General features: G+C 44.6%; 20 protein-coding genes. 12 read left to right on the plus strand and 8 right to left on the minus strand.

Going from position 1 to position 18,817, the window contains the following annotated elements; genetic code table 11:
- From AB4653_RS17205 to AB4653_RS17240, 8 genes are all read left to right on the plus strand, one after another.
- A partial coding sequence (locus tag AB4653_RS17205) for a CpaF family protein (RefSeq protein WP_372104822.1) occupies positions 1–1,042 on the plus strand: 1,042 nt, incomplete at its 5' end.
- Between the two features lie 9 nt (positions 1,043–1,051).
- On the plus strand, positions 1,052–1,972 hold the full coding sequence (locus AB4653_RS17210; RefSeq protein ID WP_009848149.1) for a type II secretion system F family protein: 921 nt from the start codon (positions 1,052–1,054) through the stop codon (positions 1,970–1,972).
- Positions 1,972–2,877: a type II secretion system F family protein gene (locus AB4653_RS17215; RefSeq protein ID WP_009848150.1), complete on the plus strand. Its 906-nt coding sequence runs from the start codon at positions 1,972–1,974 to the stop codon at positions 2,875–2,877. Before AB4653_RS17210 ends, AB4653_RS17215 begins: the two co-directional genes overlap by 1 nt.
- Positions 2,870–3,652, plus strand: coding sequence for a lipopolysaccharide assembly protein LapB (locus tag AB4653_RS17220; RefSeq protein WP_009848151.1), 783 nt, complete (start codon positions 2,870–2,872; stop codon positions 3,650–3,652). The genes AB4653_RS17215 and AB4653_RS17220 overlap by 8 nt, the downstream gene beginning before the upstream one ends.
- Positions 3,642–4,127 (plus strand): TadE/TadG family type IV pilus assembly protein, encoded by a 486-nt coding sequence (locus AB4653_RS17225; protein ID WP_009848152.1) that lies wholly within the window; start codon positions 3,642–3,644, stop codon positions 4,125–4,127. The genes AB4653_RS17220 and AB4653_RS17225 overlap by 11 nt, the downstream gene beginning before the upstream one ends.
- Positions 4,102–4,680: a tight adherence pilus pseudopilin TadF gene (gene tadF, locus AB4653_RS17230; RefSeq protein ID WP_009848153.1), complete on the plus strand. Its 579-nt coding sequence runs from the start codon at positions 4,102–4,104 to the stop codon at positions 4,678–4,680. The genes AB4653_RS17225 and tadF overlap by 26 nt, the downstream gene beginning before the upstream one ends.
- Positions 4,681–4,696: 16 nt before the next feature.
- On the plus strand, positions 4,697–6,004 hold the full coding sequence (locus tag AB4653_RS17235; protein ID WP_009848154.1) for a pilus assembly protein TadG-related protein: 1,308 nt from the start codon (positions 4,697–4,699) through the stop codon (positions 6,002–6,004).
- 49 nt (positions 6,005–6,053) lie between these two features.
- A complete protein-coding gene (locus AB4653_RS17240) occupies positions 6,054–6,695 on the plus strand; it encodes an OmpA family protein (protein WP_009848155.1) in 642 nt (213 codons plus the stop codon).
- Between the two features lie 15 nt (positions 6,696–6,710).
- Here AB4653_RS17240 and AB4653_RS17245 read toward each other — a convergent pair whose 3' ends face one another.
- The 4 genes from AB4653_RS17245 to glyQ all read right to left on the minus strand — a co-directional run bounded on the left by AB4653_RS17245 (position 6,711) and on the right by glyQ (position 11,869).
- On the minus strand, positions 6,711–8,093 hold the full coding sequence (locus tag AB4653_RS17245; RefSeq protein ID WP_009848156.1) for a sensor histidine kinase: 1,383 nt from the start codon (positions 8,091–8,093) through the stop codon (positions 6,711–6,713).
- Between the two features lies 1 nt (position 8,094).
- Complete coding sequence (locus tag AB4653_RS17250; protein ID WP_009848157.1) at positions 8,095–8,775, minus strand: response regulator transcription factor; 681 nt, start codon at positions 8,773–8,775, stop codon at positions 8,095–8,097.
- Between the two features lie 110 nt (positions 8,776–8,885).
- The gene (gene glyS / locus AB4653_RS17255) at positions 8,886–10,952 is read right to left on the minus strand and encodes a glycine--tRNA ligase subunit beta (RefSeq protein ID WP_009848158.1); all 2,067 of its coding nucleotides are present in this window, start codon (positions 10,950–10,952) and stop codon (positions 8,886–8,888) included.
- A 2-nt stretch (positions 10,953–10,954) separates the two neighbouring features.
- Positions 10,955–11,869 carry a glycine--tRNA ligase subunit alpha gene (gene glyQ / locus AB4653_RS17260; RefSeq protein ID WP_009848159.1) on the minus strand — a complete coding sequence of 305 codons (915 nt, stop codon included), beginning with the start codon at positions 11,867–11,869 and terminating at the stop codon, positions 10,955–10,957.
- Positions 11,870–12,289: 420 nt separating this feature from the next.
- Here glyQ and AB4653_RS17265 point away from each other — a divergent pair, with 420 nt between their 5' ends.
- On the plus strand, positions 12,290–12,844 hold the full coding sequence (locus AB4653_RS17265; protein WP_102258029.1) for a TMEM165/GDT1 family protein: 555 nt from the start codon (positions 12,290–12,292) through the stop codon (positions 12,842–12,844).
- A 151-nt stretch (positions 12,845–12,995) separates the two neighbouring features.
- Positions 12,996–13,250: a hypothetical protein gene (locus AB4653_RS17270; RefSeq protein WP_009848161.1), complete on the plus strand. Its 255-nt coding sequence runs from the start codon at positions 12,996–12,998 to the stop codon at positions 13,248–13,250.
- A gap of 83 nt (positions 13,251–13,333) precedes the next feature.
- Here AB4653_RS17270 and tusA read toward each other — a convergent pair whose 3' ends face one another.
- Positions 13,334–13,585, minus strand: a complete 252-nt coding sequence (tusA, locus tag AB4653_RS17275) for a sulfurtransferase TusA (RefSeq protein ID WP_004736675.1) — start codon at positions 13,583–13,585, stop codon at positions 13,334–13,336.
- A 149-nt stretch (positions 13,586–13,734) separates the two neighbouring features.
- Between tusA and AB4653_RS17280 the strand changes: the two genes are divergently transcribed.
- Together AB4653_RS17280 and AB4653_RS17285 are read left to right on the plus strand one after the other, a co-directional pair.
- Positions 13,735–13,920, plus strand: coding sequence for a hypothetical protein (locus AB4653_RS17280; protein ID WP_004736674.1), 186 nt, complete (start codon positions 13,735–13,737; stop codon positions 13,918–13,920).
- A gap of 155 nt (positions 13,921–14,075) precedes the next feature.
- Positions 14,076–15,017, plus strand: coding sequence for a LysR family transcriptional regulator (locus tag AB4653_RS17285; RefSeq protein WP_017099657.1), 942 nt, complete (start codon positions 14,076–14,078; stop codon positions 15,015–15,017).
- A gap of 135 nt (positions 15,018–15,152) precedes the next feature.
- On the opposite strand, the gene AB4653_RS17290 is transcribed toward AB4653_RS17285, so the two are convergent.
- The 3 genes from AB4653_RS17290 to AB4653_RS17300 form a co-directional block, all read right to left on the minus strand.
- Positions 15,153–16,133, minus strand: coding sequence for an MDR family oxidoreductase (locus AB4653_RS17290; protein WP_017099656.1), 981 nt, complete (start codon positions 16,131–16,133; stop codon positions 15,153–15,155).
- Between the two features lie 234 nt (positions 16,134–16,367).
- Entirely contained in the window at positions 16,368–17,531 is a 1,164-nt protein-coding gene (gene fadA / locus AB4653_RS17295) for an acetyl-CoA C-acyltransferase FadA (RefSeq protein ID WP_016784138.1), read from the minus strand.
- Between the two features lie 26 nt (positions 17,532–17,557).
- Positions 17,558–18,817 (minus strand): 3-hydroxyacyl-CoA dehydrogenase NAD-binding domain-containing protein (locus AB4653_RS17300; RefSeq protein WP_372104825.1); only part of this gene is annotated, 1,260 nt, incomplete at its 5' end.

Consider the following 18,817-nt stretch of genomic DNA (forward strand, 5'->3'; position numbering starts at 1 on the left):
GATCACCGACATCATGATCAATGGCCCACAACAGGTTTATATTGAGCGTCATGGCTTAGTCGAGAAAGCACCTGTTCGATTTATCGATGAGAAGCAGTTGCTTGATATTGCTAAGCGCATCGCTAGTCGTGTTGGGCGCAGGGTCGATGAGTCTTCTCCTACTTGTGATGCCCGGTTAGATGATGGTAGCCGTGTGAATATTGTCATTCCTCCTATCACATTGGAAGGGACGTCAATCTCGATTCGTAAGTTTCAAAAGCAAAGTATTGGTTTTGAAGAATTAGTTGAGTTTGGGTCTCTTACTCCCGATATGGCAGGTTTACTTCAGTTAGCTGCACGTTGCCGACTCAATATTATTGTATCTGGTGGTACGGGATCGGGAAAAACAACGTTACTTAATGCTTTATCACAGCATATATCAGAGGGTGAACGAACCGTCACTATTGAAGATACCGCTGAGTTAAGGCTTCAGCAGTCACATGTTGTTCGAATGGAAACTCGTCATGAGGGCATTGAAGGGACAGGGGCTATTACCGCTCGAGATTTAGTGATTAATTCACTGCGAATGCGCCCAGACCGAATTATTGTGGGTGAATGCCGTGGTGGTGAAGCATTTGAAATGCTGCAAGCCATGAATACTGGGCACGATGGTTCAATGTCTACGTTGCACGCCAATACACCACGAGATGCTTTGGCTCGTGTCGAATCAATGGTGATGATGGCGACCAATAATTTGCCCTTAGAAGCGATCCGCCGCTCAATTGTAAGCGCGGTCGATTTAGTCGTTCAGGTCAGCCGATTGCATGATGGTTCTCGAAAGATCATGAATATCACTGAAGTGGTCGGTATTGAGGGAAGCAACGTGGTGTTAGAAGAGTTGTTCTCTTTCCAAACTTCACCTCACAGCCCTGATGGTCGCATTCGAGGTAGTTATGTGACATCTGGTGTTATGGCTCGTTCTGCGCTTTATGAAAAAGCCCGTTTCTTTGGTGTAGAGCAGAAGTTAACTCAAGTGATTGAGTCTATGACACTCAATCAATAGGAGTGAGACATGTATTGGTTGATTATTTTGGGTGGGGCAATACTCATGATTGTAGCGCTTAAGCCGAATAGAGCTCCTTCTGTTGATGAGTATTTATCACAGCAAGCGAAAGGTAATCTGAAAAGCGATCTGAGTTTTACGCAACAAGCGGTTAATTTTGCCAGTCTTTCTGATCGTAACTTCAAACAGAAACTTCGTGTGCGTTGGGATAACTTACAGCGCCAACTTGGAAAAATGGCATTAGGTAAGGTCGTCATTTTTTCTGTTGTAGCACTGCTTGCGATCGGCATTCTTAATCAAATGTCACTGCGCTTACCTTGGTTTGAAATTTTGCCTTTGACTCTCATTATCGCTTGGTTTTTTGGTTATCTCCATTTACAGAAACGAGAGAAAAAACGCTTTGAAGAAACCTTCCCTGATGCGTTGAACATGCTGGCAAGTTCCCTTAGTGCGGGTGAAAGCATAGGGCGAGGCATTGGGTATGTAGGGAAGAAACTTGAAGGTGAGGTAGGTAAAGAGTTTAAGCTGATGAGCGAGCGCCTCAATTTAGGAGAGCCGATTGATGATGTGTTTCGTAAATCTTGTCGTCGCTTTCCGTATCCGTCGTTTCATTTTTTTGTCATTACCTTGCGAGCTAACATGCAAAGAGGGGGGCAATTAAAAGAGGTGATGTCACGTCTGAATCGACAAATGTTCGAAGCGAGAGCTGTAGAAAGAAAAAAGTTTGCTCTTACTTCAGAGGCTCGTATCTCCGCAAAAATTGTAGGAGCAACACCATTCTTCTTTCTGTTTATTTTGCAGTTTCTTAGTCCTGAAAATTTTGAGTTCGTAATGCACCACCCAGAAGGGAGACCGATTCTTTACTACCTCATCACAAGTGAAAGTATCGGCATGCTGATCATCTGGGCGTTAATGAAAAAGGTGAAGTAATGGCTTCTTCAATAAACTTCTCGAACGTTGGGTTATTTTTCGCCTGGGCCGGCGTAGCATTTGGCTTGTTGCTCATATTTTATTGGTTAGTCGTGTGTACTCAGAAAAAACACCGTATAGCAGCCTTAGCGAAACATCATCGATTGGCCGATCAGTCAAAAGAGGCAGAAATAAAACTGAATCGTTGGTTGACGCCCATGTCGACTATTTTCGTCACCTCCGAAAGTGATATTACAGTGCGCTTTGCTAATGCTGGCGTGAGTGACATCCGGTGGGCTCAATGGTTTATGCCACTGAAGTACAGTGCGTTGTTTATCGGGCAAGTGGTTGTTGCAGGCGTGTGTTGGTTTATTGAGGTTTCGTCTGAATCATGGATCGCGATAGCTGCGGGGTGGGCTATGGTGGTTATTGTGATGCCTGACCTAGTCTTGAGCTCGATGGCTAAAAACCGTCAACGTCGAATCTCTCGTCAAATGCCGTATCTGATTGACCTAATGGCGATTTGCGTCCAAACCGGCATGACAATCGAAGCATCAATGAAATACCTCTCCATTGAAATGAAAAGCTTTGATAAAGAGCTTTCTAGCTTGTTGGAGGTGACAAACCAACGGGCTCGTTTGGTCGGAATGGAAAATGCCTTAGAGGAGTTGTATCGCAAGGTTCCATCACCAGAAGTTCGTAGTTTTGTGATGACGCTGACGCAGAGCATTCAACATGGATCCTCGATTTATAACGTGTTAACGACGTTGGCAGGCGATATTCGAGAAGTGCAAATGCTAGAGCTGGAAGAAGAAATAGGGAAGTTAGCTGCCAAGATGTCGATTCCACTGATCGTGTTTATCTTGATCCCAATTGTATTCGTAATTGCCGCTCCGGGGGTAATGAGGATGATGCTTAATGTTTAAGAAAATAATCGCGCTAACGTTAGTTTTAATGTTGGCGGCATGCAGTTCAACTCAAGCGAGTTGGCAGAAAGATGAGTCAAAAGAGGCTATCTATCAAAAAACACATAATTACGTTCAGTTAACCCGTTTGTATAAAAATCAGCTGCAGCAATACGACGCTGATGAAGTGAGAGAAAAACTCTCGAATACATATTTAGCTATGGGCGATGCTGAGTCGGCTCTGTTTTACATTGCCCCTGTTACTCAAAAACCACAACCCAGTGTGAACAGTTTATTGATGCAAGCGAAAGCATACGGTGAATTAGGTCAGTACCCAGCAGCGATCAGTAGTGCTAAACAAGTATTAGTGGAAAATGCTACACATGCGGCAGCCGAGAATTTACTGGGAACGTTTTATGGTTACAGCTATCAGTTTGATCTATCTCGTCGGTATTTTGAACGCGCGCGCGAGCATTTTTATGACTCGGTATCAGTGAATAATAATTTGGCTGTGCTCGATATTACGCAAGAGCATTATCAAGCAGCTATGGAGCGTTTATTACCATTGTATAAGCGCGGTCAGATGAACGAACAGATGATGGCAAACTTGACGTTGAGTATGGCTAAGTTGGGCCACTACCCGTTTGTCGAAAGTGTGTTGAGTGAAAGATACAGCAAGCACCAAATCCAAAAAATTTATCAGGCGTTGCGCCACCACACTCCTTATTCATTAGAGAGCCAAACGCTGGCAGTCAGTGGTCTTTCGTTATCGGAGGAGGCGGGTAATGCGATATAAGCAAAAGGGTGTCGCGAGCATAGAGTTTGCGGTGGGCTTTTTTGCTTTTTGGTTGATGTGTATGGCGTGGGTTGAGATGAGCTATATCTCGTACATTTCGGCGATCAACGACTTGGCGGTTTCAGAGGTGGCTCGCACAGCTAAAAAGGGCTCAGGAAATTATCTCGATACGGTAGATAAGGTTTTGCACCGAGAAGGCAGTATCTGGAATCAGGTTGTTAATGGCGACAATTTTCAAGTCACGATTCACTACTCTAAAAACCTGAGTGAGTTAGCTAGTATTACAGACCAATGCAGTATTTCTGGTAGTCAAAAATTTAAAGAGTGTGGTGATGCTGATAACGCAGCGCTTGCCATTTATCGAATTAACTACCGTTTTTCACCTATCTTTAGCTACTTCTTCACGACTCAGAATTTAATGAGCAGAGAGATGATTGTTGTGCAGGAATATGAAAGGTCAAAATTTGAAATTTAGAACCCTAAAGCATGGGAATTTGAAGAGTAAGCAGCAGGGGGTTTTTAGTATTGAGTTTGCCATGGTCGCTGTATTTTTCAGCTTATTGATTGCTTTCAGTGGTGACGTGATCATCAAGCTTTCATTGAAAGGAAAACTCGATCGACTCTCTTATTCACTGGTCAATGTACTTAAAGAGAGAACCCAACTTTATGATACTGATTATCAGCTTACAACTAAAGAAGTCGATGATATCGATATCATTGCTCAGCATTCCTTACTGCGTACCTTTGGTCATTTTGAACGGGAACACTATGGGTTGTTGGTGGAAGAGTTGAGCTTCAAACAAGTGGGTACACCCAACCCCGCGATCAGTGAAAAACGCGGTGTTGTTGCCTGCAGAATAAAGCAAACCATTGATTCATTAGAGTCCATGACGGTAGTGACTAACCGAGGTCGAGAAATGCCCCTGTACCGAGTGACGGTTTGTTATGAATCGGATAATTGGATTGGTGGTATTTTGGGGCGTGAGTTTACTCACGTGATGTCTGATTCTGTCGTGATCGGCAGGTAGAGCGAAGAGAAAGGTTATGAAACACGCTATGCGTAAGCAGTTTGGCCATGCAGCTATGCTGTTTGCCATTATGATCCCAGCTTTGTTTGGAGTGTTTATGCTTGGTTCTGATGGTGCCCGCGCATTACAAACCAAAGCTCGATTAGAGGAAGCTTCAGAAGCGGCTGTTCTAGCGGTATCAGCAAAAGATGAACAAGACCATCAATTGGCGGAGCGCTATATTCAGCATTATCTATATGACATGGACTCGATCCTAGATATTGAAGTTAAGAAGCTAGGGTGTGATGAAATACCTGAATGTATTGCTGCTACGGAAAGAGGCGAAGCACGCTACTTTGAATATCGTGTTGCGGGTCAAACACTGCACAAGTCCTGGTTTCCTGGTAACGATGTGATTTCTGGCTTTGGTGATAGCTTCAATGTGACGGGATCATCGAAAGCACGACGCTATCAAAGCCAGCCGATAGACATTACTTTTATCGTCGATTTTTCAGAATCTATGAATGACTCGTGGAGTGGTGGTCGGCATTCTAAGCTAAATGATCTGAAAGACATTATTGAAGATGTGGCTGATGAACTCGGCGCGTATAACGATCTATATCCAGAGCACCCTCATCGGGTTGCACTTACCGGTTTTAATCGCCGAACCATCAATAAAGATAAGAATGACAACTTAGTAGTTCGCGATCAGCGGGTAGTTTCAAGAGAAGGTGAATACGATAAAGACGATACGGTGAATTTTAACAAAACGATAGCTCAACAATTTATCGTTAAAGGAGAAGCCTCGCGTGTGCCTAATAGCGATGATGATGCACGGTTCTACGACCTCTATTTTACCACCGATTTTTCATCCTTCACTAAAAAGGTCAAGAAATTCAAAGCTGGGGGAGGCACTGCTTCACTGCAAGGCATTATTCGTGCAGGGCAAATTGTGACTTCAATGTCGAAGAACCAAAAGCAGCTGATCATTATTCTGTCTGATGGGGAAGATTGGAATCACTACGCAGGGCAAACCAATAAGCTTGTGTCGAAAGGTATGTGTAGCAACATTCTCAATATGGTCAACGGCGGCAAAGTTTCGGCAGATAATACGCATGATGACATAGAGGTAATTGGCGGGGTAAGCCAAGGAATGATGACACCTGATGGTGAACGAATGAACGCGCGCATGGCTGTGATTGGTTTCGATTATGAACTTAATAAAAACGTGGGTCTGCGTAATTGCGTTGGCCGAGATAATGTTTATAAGGCTGAAAACAAGGAAGACATTCTCAATAAAATTTTGGGATTAATTACGGAAGAAGTGGGTCACTTGGCGCAATAGAGGTATGTGACATCCTTTTTATTAACTGAATATTATTAAGAGAGCAAAAATGAAAACGCTTATATCTGTTATGTCTTTATTTACTCTGTCGTTTTCTATACTGGCAGCCCCTTTAAAACCAGATACCAACGAACTACTTTATCATTACTGCCATATGGGCGACTCTGAACTTGAGAAGACGGTAACGATCGGTCAGGGGAAGAAAGTGATGTATCACCAAGGCCCGTTCATGCAAGTGAACGCAAGCACAGCTAATCAAGCGATTAAAAATCTGATTCAAGATAAGTTAACTCAAGTATCAGAAAGTGCTGATTGCGCACAATACTTACTGAGTCGAACTAAATTTGTAGAAGGTAAGTTGGCTCGTGAGGTGTTGGCTCGCGTGACTTTTGATTTCGATGACGATGAACTGAATCAAAAATCTCGTTATTTATTGTTAAACCTTATAGCTAAACTTGAACATCAAACTCCCGAATTTATCGTCACGGGGAATACCGACTCAAAAGGTAGTGATAGTTACAACTTAAGCTTAGGCTTGCAGCGCTCGAATGTTGTTGTTGGGTATTTGAAAGAGCAAGGCGTAAATATTGAAGACCTGACAGTGAGTTCACAAGGTGAGGCGAACCCAGTGCAGAGTAACGAGACTGAATCCGGTCGCCATAACAATCGCAGGGTTGATATTCACTCTTAACCCTGCCCTACAAATTTAACTTGTTGGGAGCAGTATTTTTAAAACGACACCCACGGATGGGTTATCTGATTGCTCGAACCAGATTGTCCCTTTGTAGCTATGGAGTATCTCATCACATAGCGCCAAACCTAATCCTGTACCATGGGTCTTCTGATCGGCTCTTACGCCACGTTGAAATAAGGTTTGGCTGATCGAGTTATCTATTACTGGCCCATCATTATAGATCTCAATCAGGATCTGCTGTTCGCTTTGAGTGGCTTTGAATTCGATAGAGGTTTGTGCGAACCGATAAGTATTTTCTAATAGGTTACCGAGCACTTCCATAAGATCATCTTTATTAAGAGGCACGGTCTGTTGGTCGTCAAACTGAGTGATGAATTGGATCTTTTTGTCGGCATGGATTTTCGTAAACATGCCTACTAGGCTGTCGAGGATTGGTTTTATCGGTGTCGATGAAGTCGTTATACCTTTAACGCCTAGCGAAGCCCTTTTGAGTTGTGCCTGAATTAAGCTATCCATTTCTAACAGTTGTTGGTTGATTTGGTCATTCTTTGTTTTGGATGAGTCTTCATCAAGTAATGCTTGAGAAACTGTCACGCGAGTCTTCAAACTATGGGCGAGATCATTGAGAGAACGCTTATAACGCTCCTGATTTTCTTTTTGTTGGTATAGCAATTCGTTCAATGCACTGGTGACGCTATGTAAATCTTCAGGGTATGACTGGGCTAATTGGTTTTGTTTACCCTGCTTTATGTCATTCAGTTCATTCTCTAGTCGAGTAAACGGCGCAAAACTAATACGATAAAAAACCAAAAGTAGAGCACTGATCAAAGCAAGCGCAACCACTAACACTCCAACCGCGGTGTATTTTAACTGATGTATGGGTTCTATTTTCTCTTCGACCCTTTGGGTAAAGATAACTCTGCCATCTTTTTTTTCCTGGAAACCTTTCCAGAGAATTGTGTGGACAATAAAAGCGGCGCCATTCGATCTTTCAACCAAACGAATAGTATCTATGGGGAAATTTAGATCATGACACAGTTCGTTGACTTGAGATTGGCTGACGCCTATCTCTGATAGCAGCTTAGCTCGTCTTTCAATATTTACTGATGTCCATACTTGTTGATTGTTGTGATCACATAGAGTGACGCTAGTGTTGGGAGACTCTTTCGCATAGAACCTATCCCACTCCGTCAATGGCGGTATTTCCCCAGAAGACAGCAGTTCATTGATTACAGCAGGCAATTCTCGAAGGGTATTTTTCGAGTAGTACTCAAAAAGTTGGTGTTTTTGACTGTTGTAGTAGAACCAGGCGCTAGTGAGTACCATTGAAATCATAATGGAAGCAGCAACGGCGAATGTCCGACGTCTGAACTGAGTTTTGTACAGTCTTTTCATACTACTTGGCTTCTAGTTCAAAACGATAACCTTGCCCGCGAATGGTGCTGATCAGCTTAGCTTGAGTGTATTGCGTTAACTTTTTACGTAAGCGTGAAACGATAACCTCAATATTGTTTAGCTGAACATTTTCACCCTGCGCATAAAGGGAGTCTGCGATTTGTTGTTTAGATACGATTTGTAAGCAATGGCGAATTAAGTACTCGAATATTTGAAATTCTAAGGCTGTAAGTTCAATCAGAGCATCATCGTAACTGATACGTTTGGCTTGAGTGTCTAAGGTGAGCGATTGCGCTTTGATTTGGGAAGCGGAAAACCCTTGATTTCGACGAACAAGCGCCTCAAGGCGAGCGTGTAGCTCTTCAAATTGGAAGGGCTTGGTAAGGTAATCATCAGCCCCGGAGTTAAGCCCTTCTACTTTATCTTGCCAGTTGCCACGTGCGGTTAAGATTAATATTGGGACTGCAATTTCTTTACGACGTATTTGCTTGATCAGCGTAATGCCATCAAAGTCAGGGAGGCCAAGGTCAATGATCATCACATCTGTATTGGACTGTTTTTGAATCGTTTGTAAACATGCAGAAGCTGTTCTATCTGCATGGACAGTATGTCCTTGCTCACTGAGCTGAGAAGATAGGTGGTGATTCAATATTTCATTATCTTCAACCAAAACAACCAGCATGTAATATCCCTATCTACAATAATATTCAACCAGATAGAGCTTACACTAGCTTTGGATAAAAAAAAGGGAGAAGCCAAAGCTTCCCCCTTAATATTTATTCCAAATTGGTTTTACTTCTGTAGTAAAGAAATATCAGCAATCTGTAGGAACAGGTTACGTAGGTTGTTCAGTAGCGTTAGACGGTTCTTCTTAAGCGCTTCGTCATCAGCCATAACCATTACGTTATCGAAGAATGCATCAACAGGTTCACGTAGATCAGCAAGCTTGCTTAGGGCTTCTTGGTAGTTGCCTGTTGCGAATGCTGGTTCTAATGCTTCTGTCATTACTTCAACGTTTTCAGCCAGTGCTCTCTCTGCGTCTTCTTGAAGAAGAGCAAGATCGATTTCAGCAGGTAGCTCGCCATCGAATTTAGCAAGGATGTTACCTACACGCTTGTTCGCTGCTGCTAGTGCTTCTGCTGCTTCCAGTTCACGGAAGTGAGAAACCGCTTTAACACGTTGGTCAAAGTCAGCTGGCTTGGTTGGACGACGTGCTAGTACCGCTTGGATGATATCAACACTGAAACCAGCATCTTGGTACCATGCGCGGAAACGACCTAGCATGAAGTCGATAACGTCAGCTTCTACGTTTTCGTTGGTTAGCTTGTCGCCTAGTAGCTCTTTCGCTTTACCGATTAGATCAGTTAGGTCTAGGTTGTAGCCGTTTTCAACGATGATACGTAGCACACCTAGTGATGCACGACGTAGAGCGAATGGGTCAGAACCTTTTGGTGCTTGGCCAATACCGAAGATACCCACGATAGTGTCTAGCTTGTCTGCCATTGCTACAGCAGAAGAGATGCCAGTGCTTGGTAGTGTGTCACCTGCGAAACGAGGCATGTACTGCTCGTAAAGTGCTAGTGCTACTTGCTCGTCTTCACCATCGTGAGTCGCGTAGTGCATGCCCATCACACCTTGAGTATCCGTAAATTCGAATACCATTGATGTCATTAGGTCACACTTAGCCAGTAGGCCTGCACGCTTAGATTTCTCAACGTCAGCATCGATTTGCTCAGCAATGTAGCCAGCAAGTTCTGTGATGCGGTCGGTTTTGTCTTTGATAGTGCCCAGTTGCTTCTGGAAGATAGCTTGGTCTAGTTCAGCAAGACGGTCGATCAGCGGGCGCTTACGGTCTGTGTTGAAGAAGAACTCAGCATCAGCAAGACGTGGACGTACAACCTTCTCGTTACCTTCGATTACGTGACGAGGCTCTTTAGACTCGATGTTCGAAACGAAGATGAAGTTTGGCAGAAGGTTCTTATCAGCGTCATACACTGGGAAGTACTTCTGGTCGCCTTTCATGGTGTAAACCAAAGCTTCAGAAGGCACTTTTAGGAACTCTTGCTCAAACTTAGCAGTAAGCACCACTGGCCATTCAACCAAAGAGGTAACTTCTTCAACAAGGTCATCTTCTAGGTCAGCAATACCACCAACTGCGTCAGCTGCTTTTTTCGCATCAGCAAGGATGATCGCTTTACGCGCATCGTAATCTGCCATTACTTTACCGCGCTCTTCTAAGATCGCAGGGTATTGGTCAGCAGAGTCGATAGTGAACTCTTGTTCGCCCATGAAACGGTGGCCACGGATAGTACGAGCAGAAGCTACGCCTAGGATCTCGCCTTCAACAAGCTCATCACCTAGTAGTACTGTCAGTGTTTTCACTGGACGGATAAATTGAATGTCTGAGTTACCCCAGCGCATTGCTTTAGGGATTGGTAGGCCAGCGAGAGCTTTCGCAGCGATGTCCATCACCAATTCTTGAACAGGTTTGCCAGCTACTTCCTGTTTGAAAAGAAGCCACTCGCCTTTGTCTGTTTTCAGGCGGTCAGCTTGCTCAACAGTAATACCGTTACCACGAGCCCAACCTTGTGCAGCTTTAGTCGCGTTGCCTTCAGCATCGAATGCGACAGAAATTGCAGGACCGCGCTTCTCAACGACTTTGTCTGCTTGGCCTTCAGCCAGTGCCGTCACTTTAAGTGCTAGACGACGAGGTGCTGCGTACCACTTGATGCCTTCGTGAGAAAGTTCAGCCGTTTTAAGACCTGCTTCAAAGTTAGAAGCAAAGGCTTCAGCTAGTGAACGAAGTGCCGTTGGTGGAAGCTCTTCCGTACCCAGTTCAATTAGAAAATTCTTCGCCATGATTATTTATCCTTCTTACACATTGGGAAGCCAAGCGCTTCACGTGACGCGTAGTACGCCTCTGCAACAGCTTTAGTCAGGTTGCGGATACGAAGGATGTAACGTTGACGCTCTGTTACAGAGATAGCTTTGCGCGCATCAAGAATGTTGAATGCGTGACCTGCTTTTAGAATGCGCTCGTAAGCTGGAAGCGGCAGTGGCTTCTCAAGCTCAAGTAGCTCTTTACACTCTTTTTCGCACTGGTCGAAGAAAGTGAATAGGAAATCTACGTCTGCGTGTTCGAAGTTGTATGTTGATTGCTCAACTTCGTTTTGGTGGAAGATGTCACCGTAAGTCACATTAGAACCGTCTGGTGCTACGTTCCATACAAGGTCGTAAACAGAGTCTACTTCTTGGATGTACATTGCTAGACGCTCGATACCGTAAGTGATCTCACCCGTTACTGGCTTACACTCAAGACCGCCAACTTGTTGGAAGTAAGTGAATTGAGTCACTTCCATACCGTTTAGCCATACTTCCCAACCAAGACCCCATGCGCCTAGCGTTGGGTTTTCCCAGTTGTCTTCTACGAAACGAATATCGTGAACAAGTGGGTCGACACCAAGAACTTCAAGCGAGCCTAAGTACAACTCCTGGATGTTATCTGGAGAAGGTTTTAGAGCTACTTGGAATTGATAGTAGTGCTGCAGGCGGTTCGGGTTTTCACCGTAACGACCATCGGTCGGACGACGAGAAGGTTGAACGTATGCCGTAGACATTGGCTCTGGGCCAAGTGCACGTAGACATGTCATTGGGTGAGAGGTGCCAGCACCTACTTCCATATCTAGTGGTTGAACAATGGTACAACCGTTTTGTGCCCAGTAATCCTGCAGCGCGAGGATCATTCCCTGGAAGGTTTTGATATCGTATTTTTGCATAGTCAGGTTCGCGCGATTCTTTTAAATGAATGATAAAAATAACCTCTGAGTATACCGAGATATTGGTAAAGCGAGTAGGGGTAATCTTGTTTAATTAGTGGTCTAAAATGTCGTTTAGTGGATTTTTTTGCCTTTAATGTTTGTTTTTCGGCACAAGTGGATATTTTGATAACTTTGACACTTGTGTTTGAAAGCGTGGGTGATTAAAATCTCGCGGTCTTTGGGGAGTAGCTTGCTTATTCATATCCTATTGAATGAGTTCGTTCGTCAACATAATTGATGCAAAATCATCATGGCGTTCGAGGCAACCACCACCTTGGTGGCGCTTAGCAAGACCTTAGACAAGCATCGTGAACCGGGATGGGGCGCGAGGTTTGTCTTTGGTTAAATATAATAATCCTCATCCCAAATGAGCATGTCGTGAGCGTTTTAGCAATTTCAATTACAACTGTCGCCTTAGCCGAGATCGGTGATAAGACTCAGTTGTTATCCCTTTTATTAGCCAGTCGATATCGAAAACCGCTACCTATTATTGCGGCTATTTTCTTTGCCACCATTGCCAACCATGCCCTTGCTGCGTGGCTAGGTGTTGTGGTTGCTGATTATTTATCTCCTAAAGTACTTAAGTGGGTGCTGGTGGTCAGTTTCATTGCGATGGCAGGCTGGATTCTGATTCCGGATAAATTAGATGACGATGAGCAGATCTCGAACCGAGGGCCGTTTGTCGCCAGTTTTATCGCTTTCTTCATTGCTGAGATCGGTGATAAGACTCAGATTGCGACATCGATTCTAGGGGCTCAATATTCGGATGCATTAACGTGGGTCATTCTCGGTACTACCATTGGTATGTTGCTGGCGAATGTGCCTGTGGTGATCATTGGTAAGCTATCGGCAGATAAGATGCCACTTGACCTGATTCGCAAGATCACAGCCTTGTTGTTCGTGGGTTTGGCTATCGCAGCAGCGTTCTATTAAGCGGTAGTATTGAGTCTTATTATACTCAATCAGTAGAGTAATGTGTTGTAGGTCATACTCTTACAGTATTGTGGAGTTTATCGAGCGAATGGACATATAACTGTCATACTTGTCATGATATTTTAATCTTGTGAGTTAAGAACACGAGGGCATGATTATGTTGACGCGTTATATGGGTATTACTCCACAAAGCCAAAGTTATCTATTTACCTTTGGTCTCGCACTTACACTACTAGGCATGGTGTTGACGGACATGTGGCTACCAATGGTGGCTGGTTCGATGATCATGACCGGGCTTGCGGTAGAAGCTTGGATTCGGGTTGCGCATATTATTCCTATGCGAAAAGATATCCGAGAAATTCAGCATCAGCTTGAGCATCTGCAAAACAAGTCTAGAAGCGAATAAACAAAAAGCCGCTCGTACTCTGAGTTCTGTTTAAGAACATAAGGTACGAGCGGCTTTTTTGATACTTGATAGTCGGTGGGGCGTTACGCCTCCAATCCCTTTCTGATCAAATACTGGTAAGGCAACGTTTCTGTCGCTTGGCCTACCAACTGGTGATCCATGAATCGACAAAAGCTCGGAATATCACGAGTTGTCGAAGGGTCGTCAGCTTTTACCAGTAACACATCGCCATCCTGCATGTTTCTAATTGTCTTCCTGACCATCATTACTGGCTCTGGGCAACGCAGGCCTTCAGCTTCTAAAGTGTGGGTTGCCAGTTCAGGTTTGAATGTCATGGTTTGTATCTCTATATCTATCTAACGAGTGAATAATACGTCTGCAGAAAAAATATGCAATAAGTGCTTGGCAAACGGAACCATTTCCTATAACTTAATTAACAAGTTGATAACAACTTGTAACAAAGGCAACTAGCTAAGGAGTGGCGATGTTGACAGGATTAGATAGATTAACAATTTATTCAGTTCTCTGTTTTATTTCTTTTTGTGCGTTAGTACTACGCTCATCGACAGAGACCTCTCTAATGCCAATCTTTGGCATAGTAGCAACGATTATTGGTATTTGGGTAGAGATGCGCCGTTGGCAAGGCATAGCCGAGGAGCAAGAGCACTAACCCTAATACACAAGCAAATTCCAATACGACAACATTCCGACACTATCCCCAGATTTTCTTGGGCTTCCCCGCGTAATTGCGGGATTTTTTTTATCTAAAGCATGCTATAAACAACTTAGTGACCAATGATAATTGTATACAGCTAGGTAAGTGGCGTGGAATTAGAAGACATCTATCGTAGAGACCTGAATTTACTGGTCGCCTTAAAGGTATTGATTGAAGAGGGCAGTGTTAGTCAAGCCGCGCTTCGTCTTAACCTAAGCCAATCGGCAACTAGCCGAGTATTAGGGCGCTTAAGAGAACTACTCAACGATCCCCTGTTTACACGCCAAGGTCAGCACCTTATTCCCACCAAGAAAGCACTCGAGATCAGCCAGCGCATTGACCAACCTTTAGAATCATTCCGCCAACTTCTTAGCCCGAGTGATTTCGATCCTTACTATTGCAGCGAGCGCTTTTTGATTGCGACCACTGACTACGCGATGCAAACCATCTTGCCTTATGCTCTGCCGAAGATTTATGAGCAAGCGCCGAACATCTCTTTGGAGTTTGCACCATTGCAGCATGAGCATTTGTTTAAGCAACTCAGCACCGAACGTGTCGATATGGCTATTTGTCGCCCGAGTGGCAGCGTTGCACCACTTCATCAAGATGTATTGGGGCCGGTCGGTGTGTCGTGCCTGTTATCTAAGAATCACCCATTAGCCGATAAGCCTTTAAACCTTGAAGACTATGTATCACTCCCGCACGCGATGATTGCGATCAGTGATGGTGTTAAGGCTTTATTAGACAATGCCTTAGCCAATCAACAACCACGAAAAATGGTGCTGCGTGCTTATCACCTTGAAGCGGCATTGGCGATTGTCGATAGAATGCCGTTGGTGATTACTGTACCTGCTGATTTGGCTTACTTGGTGGCAGAGCGTTATGACTTAGTCGTCAAGCCATTACCATTTGAATTTATGCCGTTTGATTACTCACTGATCTGGCACTCGCGATGTGATTCTTCTGCTTCACAACAGTGGTTAAGAAGAGTGGTAAAAGAAGAGTGTGGTGAGCTGATTCAAAAACGAATTGCGGATGTCGGTTTGGGTTAACTAGGACTGAGTCTGGGCTCACTAGACCCGAATAACAAAAACGCAAAAGGGCTGATAAAAATCAGCCCTTTGTTGTTTTGGGTTATCCAAGCCTAAAGCTGTTGCTTAAGGTTTGATAACTTTATGTTTGAGAATCTATAGTTTAATGACTACGCGACCAGTGATTTGACCGTTAGTGATGTCTTCTGCAGCTTGAATTGCGCCATCTAAAGGCACTTCTTTAGTCGCTTGGCCGTAGAAAGACTCAGGTAGTAGTTCAGCCAGTTGCTCCCACGCTTTAATACGTTTTTCACGAGGGCACATTACGGAATCCACACCTTGTAGGCGAACGTTACGTAGAATGAATGGCATTACTGTAGTTGGTAAATCAAAACCACCTGCTAGGCCACACATTGCAACCGCGCCGTTGTAATCAATTTGTGCCAATACTTTCGCAAGTACTTTGCTACCTACTGTATCGATAGCACCAGCCCACAGTTGTTTCTCAAGTGGTTTCGCTGGTTCTTCTAATTCAGCACGCTCTACAATGCGTGTTGCACCTAGTGATTTTAGAAGCTCGCCATTTTCTGAAGCTCGGCCAGTAACCGCTGCTACTTTGTAGCCTAGTTGGTTTAACAGCGTAATAGACACGCTGCCTACGCCGCCACTAGCACCCGTTACTAGGATTTCACCGTCTTCTGGTTTGATGCCTGCATCTACGATAGCTTGCACACAAAGCATAGCGGTGAAACCAGCGGTACCAATCGCCATGACTTTCTTAGCGTCTAGACCCGCTGGCATTGGCACTAACCAATCACCGTTTAGGCTGGCTTTCTCAGCCATGCCACCCCAGTGACCTTCACCAACACCCCAACCCGTTAGAACAACTTCGTCGCCTGCTTTGTAGCGCGGGTCATCAGATTGTGAAACCACGCCAGAAAGGTCAATGCCAGGAACCATAGGGAAGTTGCGAACAATGCGCCCTTTACCTGTTATCGCCAAACCATCTTTGTAGTTCAAAGAAGAGTAGCTCACATCAACTTTCACGTTACCTTCTGGTAATTGAGACTCATCAATTTGAGAAACTGATGCGATAGTTTTTTTGTCTTCTTGGTTTAGTACAAGTGCTTTAAACATGATCTGCTCCGTAGGAGGAATATTAGGAAACTGAAGTAACTTTAGTTGAATCATCCGAGAAAAAATAATGAAACATCAACATTGAATCTATGCGTTTTGTGCATAGATATCAGTGTTGGTTTTTCTCTCGCTGAACGCAATCGATGCATTGTTGGATGCCAAGTAATAAAAAGTGCAGCTATATAAATATAGCTGCACAAAAGATTACCCTACAAGTATTAAAACCAGTGATCGCTATGGGCGTTCAAATACCGTTGCAATACCTTGGCCTAAACCAATACACATGGTCGCCAAGCCGTATTTCACGTCTTGTGCTTCCATCAGGTTGATTAGGGTCGTCGAGATACGAGAACCAGAACAGCCCAGTGGGTGACCAAGAGCAATCGCACCACCGTTAAGGTTTACTTTCTCGTCAACCACATCCAGTAGACCGAGGTCTTTCGCACATGGAAGAGATTGAGCAGCAAACGCTTCGTTTAGCTCAATCACACCCATATCTTCGATGGTTAGGCCTGCACGTTTAAGTGCTTTTTTCGTCGCTGGTACTGGGCCGTAACCCATGATTGAAGGATCGCAGCCAGCGATAGCCATCGACTTCACGCGAGCGCGAATCTTCAGGCCAAGTGCGTTGGCTTTCTCTTCGCTCATGATAAGCATTGCCGATGCACCATCAGACAGTGCTGATGAAGTACCTGCTGTTACCGTACCGTTTGCTGGGTCAAATACCGGGCGAAGCTGAGATAAGCCTTCAACCGTAGTTTCTGGGCGAATGACTTCATCGTAATCCAGAGTGAACAGTGAACCGTCTGCTGCGTGAGCTTCTGTTGGCAGGATTTCGTTTTTGAAACGACCTTCAACTGTTGCTGCTTGAGCTCGAGCATGTGAGCGTGCTGCGAATGCATCTTGGTCTTCACGGCTAATACCGTGCATTTTGCCTAGCATCTCAGCCGTTAGACCCATCATGCCGGCCGCTTTCGCTACGTGTTTAGACATGCCAGGGTGAAAATCAACACCATGGTTCATTGGTACGTGACCCATATGTTCGACACCACCGATCAGGCAGATTTCAGCATCACCAACCATGATAGAGCGGGTTGCATCATGTAGAGCTTGCATAGATGAGCCACATAAACGGTTGACCGTTACCGCACCAATCTCAATCGGCAGACCAGCAAGTAAAGCAGCGTTACGTGCAACGTTGAAGCCTTGCTCTAGCGTTTGTTGTACACAACCCCAGTAAATGTCTTCAATTTCGACAGGGTTTACTTCTGGGTTGCGCTCTAAAATGCCTTTCATCAAATGTGCCGACAGATCTTCAGCACGAGTGTGACGGAAAGCTCCACCTTTGGAACGTCCCATTGGGGTACGAAGGCAATCAACAACAACTACATTATTCATTTTGCTATTCCTTTTCCAAATGTGGGTTACAGAGAACTTGCTTGTTGGCCGTCGTAAAAGCTTTCGCCTTTCGCTGCCATATCAAGCAATAGTTGAGGAACTTGGTACATTGCACCTAAGTCTTGGTAGCTCTTCGCCATTTCAACGAAGTTACCAATACCCACACTGTCTAAGTAGCGGAATACGCCGCCTCTGAATGGAGGGAAGCCTAAACCGTAAACCAGTGCCATATCCGCTTCTTGCGGTGTCGCGATGATGCCTTCTTCTAAACAAAGCACCACTTCGTTGATCATAGGAATCATCACACGTTGGATAATTGTCTGGTCATCAAAGTCTTGTGGTTGTTGGCATACGTCAGCCAGGATAGGAAGAATGTCTTCAGAGAATGTCTTCTTAGGACGACCGCGTTTGTCTACGCTGTACGTGTAGAAACCGCTGCCGTTCTTCTGGCCGTATTTTTCAGCGACGTAAAGTGCGTCAATTGCATCACGACCTTCTTTACCCATACGCTCTGGGAAACCTTGCGCCATTACTGCTTGTGCATGATGTGCTGTGTCTAAACCTACAACGTCTAGCAAGTAAGCAGGGCCCATTGGCCAACCGAACTTACGCTCCATGACTTTATCGATCTTAGTGAAGTCAGCACCGTCACGTAGCAACATGCTGAAACCGCCAAAGTAAGGGAAAAGTACACGGTTAACGAAGAAGCCTGGGCAATCATTAACAACGATAGGGGATTTACCCATCTTCGCTGCGTAAGCAACCACGCGATTAATGGTTTCTTCTGAAGTATGCTCGCCACGGATGATCTCAACCAAAGGCATGCGGTGTACTGGGTTAAAGAAGTGCATACCACAGAAGTTTTCTGGGCGTTTTAGAGATTTTGCTAGCAGGTTGATCGGAATCGTTGAGGTGTTTGATGTAAGAACTGTGTCTTCACCCACCAGACCTTCCACTTCACTCAGTACTGCTGCTTTTACTTTAGGGTTTTCTACAACGGCTTCCACAATCACATCTGACTGTTCAACACCTGCGTAATGTAAGCTTGGGGTAATAGAAGACAGAATGCCTGCCATCTTGAATCCATCTAGGCGACCGCGTGATAAGCGTTTATTCAACAGCTTAGATGCTTCGTTCATACCAAGATCTAGAGACGCCTGTGCGATGTCTTTCATCATCACTGGCACGCCCTTTAACGCTGACTGGTAAGCAATACCGCCACCCATGATGCCAGCACCAAGTACCGCTGCTCGTTCAGTCGCTTTGTTTGCAGACTTACCAGCTTG

This window comes from Vibrio sp. 10N.222.48.A3, assembly GCF_041475345.1.
GTDB classification, from domain to species: domain Bacteria; phylum Pseudomonadota; class Gammaproteobacteria; order Enterobacterales; family Vibrionaceae; genus Vibrio; species Vibrio tasmaniensis_A.

What these genes read in the sequence shown, in the direction of transcription:
- tadF (WP_009848153.1), top strand. Translation starts at nt 4,102, where the DNA reads ATGAAAGGTCAAAATTTGAAATTTAGAACCCTAAAGCATGGGAATTTG.
- AB4653_RS17215 (WP_009848150.1), top strand. Translation starts at nt 1,972, where the DNA reads ATGGCTTCTTCAATAAACTTCTCGAACGTTGGGTTATTTTTCGCCTGG.
- glyQ (WP_009848159.1), bottom strand. Translation starts at nt 11,869, where the DNA reads ATGCAAAAATACGATATCAAAACCTTCCAGGGAATGATCCTCGCGCTG.
- fadA (WP_016784138.1), bottom strand. Translation starts at nt 17,531, where the DNA reads ATGAATAATGTAGTTGTTGTTGATTGCCTTCGTACCCCAATGGGACGT.
- AB4653_RS17240 (WP_009848155.1), top strand. Translation starts at nt 6,054, where the DNA reads ATGAAAACGCTTATATCTGTTATGTCTTTATTTACTCTGTCGTTTTCT.
- AB4653_RS17250 (WP_009848157.1), bottom strand. Translation starts at nt 8,775, where the DNA reads ATGCTGGTTGTTTTGGTTGAAGATAATGAAATATTGAATCACCACCTA.
- AB4653_RS17270 (WP_009848161.1), top strand. Translation starts at nt 12,996, where the DNA reads ATGATTATGTTGACGCGTTATATGGGTATTACTCCACAAAGCCAAAGT.
- AB4653_RS17280 (WP_004736674.1), top strand. Translation starts at nt 13,735, where the DNA reads ATGTTGACAGGATTAGATAGATTAACAATTTATTCAGTTCTCTGTTTT.
- AB4653_RS17210 (WP_009848149.1), top strand. Translation starts at nt 1,052, where the DNA reads ATGTATTGGTTGATTATTTTGGGTGGGGCAATACTCATGATTGTAGCG.
- glyS (WP_009848158.1), bottom strand. Translation starts at nt 10,952, where the DNA reads ATGGCGAAGAATTTTCTAATTGAACTGGGTACGGAAGAGCTTCCACCA.
- AB4653_RS17290 (WP_017099656.1), bottom strand. Translation starts at nt 16,133, where the DNA reads ATGTTTAAAGCACTTGTACTAAACCAAGAAGACAAAAAAACTATCGCA.
- AB4653_RS17235 (WP_009848154.1), top strand. Translation starts at nt 4,697, where the DNA reads ATGAAACACGCTATGCGTAAGCAGTTTGGCCATGCAGCTATGCTGTTT.
- AB4653_RS17225 (WP_009848152.1), top strand. Translation starts at nt 3,642, where the DNA reads ATGCGATATAAGCAAAAGGGTGTCGCGAGCATAGAGTTTGCGGTGGGC.
- tusA (WP_004736675.1), bottom strand. Translation starts at nt 13,585, where the DNA reads ATGACATTCAAACCTGAACTGGCAACCCACACTTTAGAAGCTGAAGGC.
- AB4653_RS17245 (WP_009848156.1), bottom strand. Translation starts at nt 8,093, where the DNA reads ATGAAAAGACTGTACAAAACTCAGTTCAGACGTCGGACATTCGCCGTT.
- AB4653_RS17220 (WP_009848151.1), top strand. Translation starts at nt 2,870, where the DNA reads ATGTTTAAGAAAATAATCGCGCTAACGTTAGTTTTAATGTTGGCGGCA.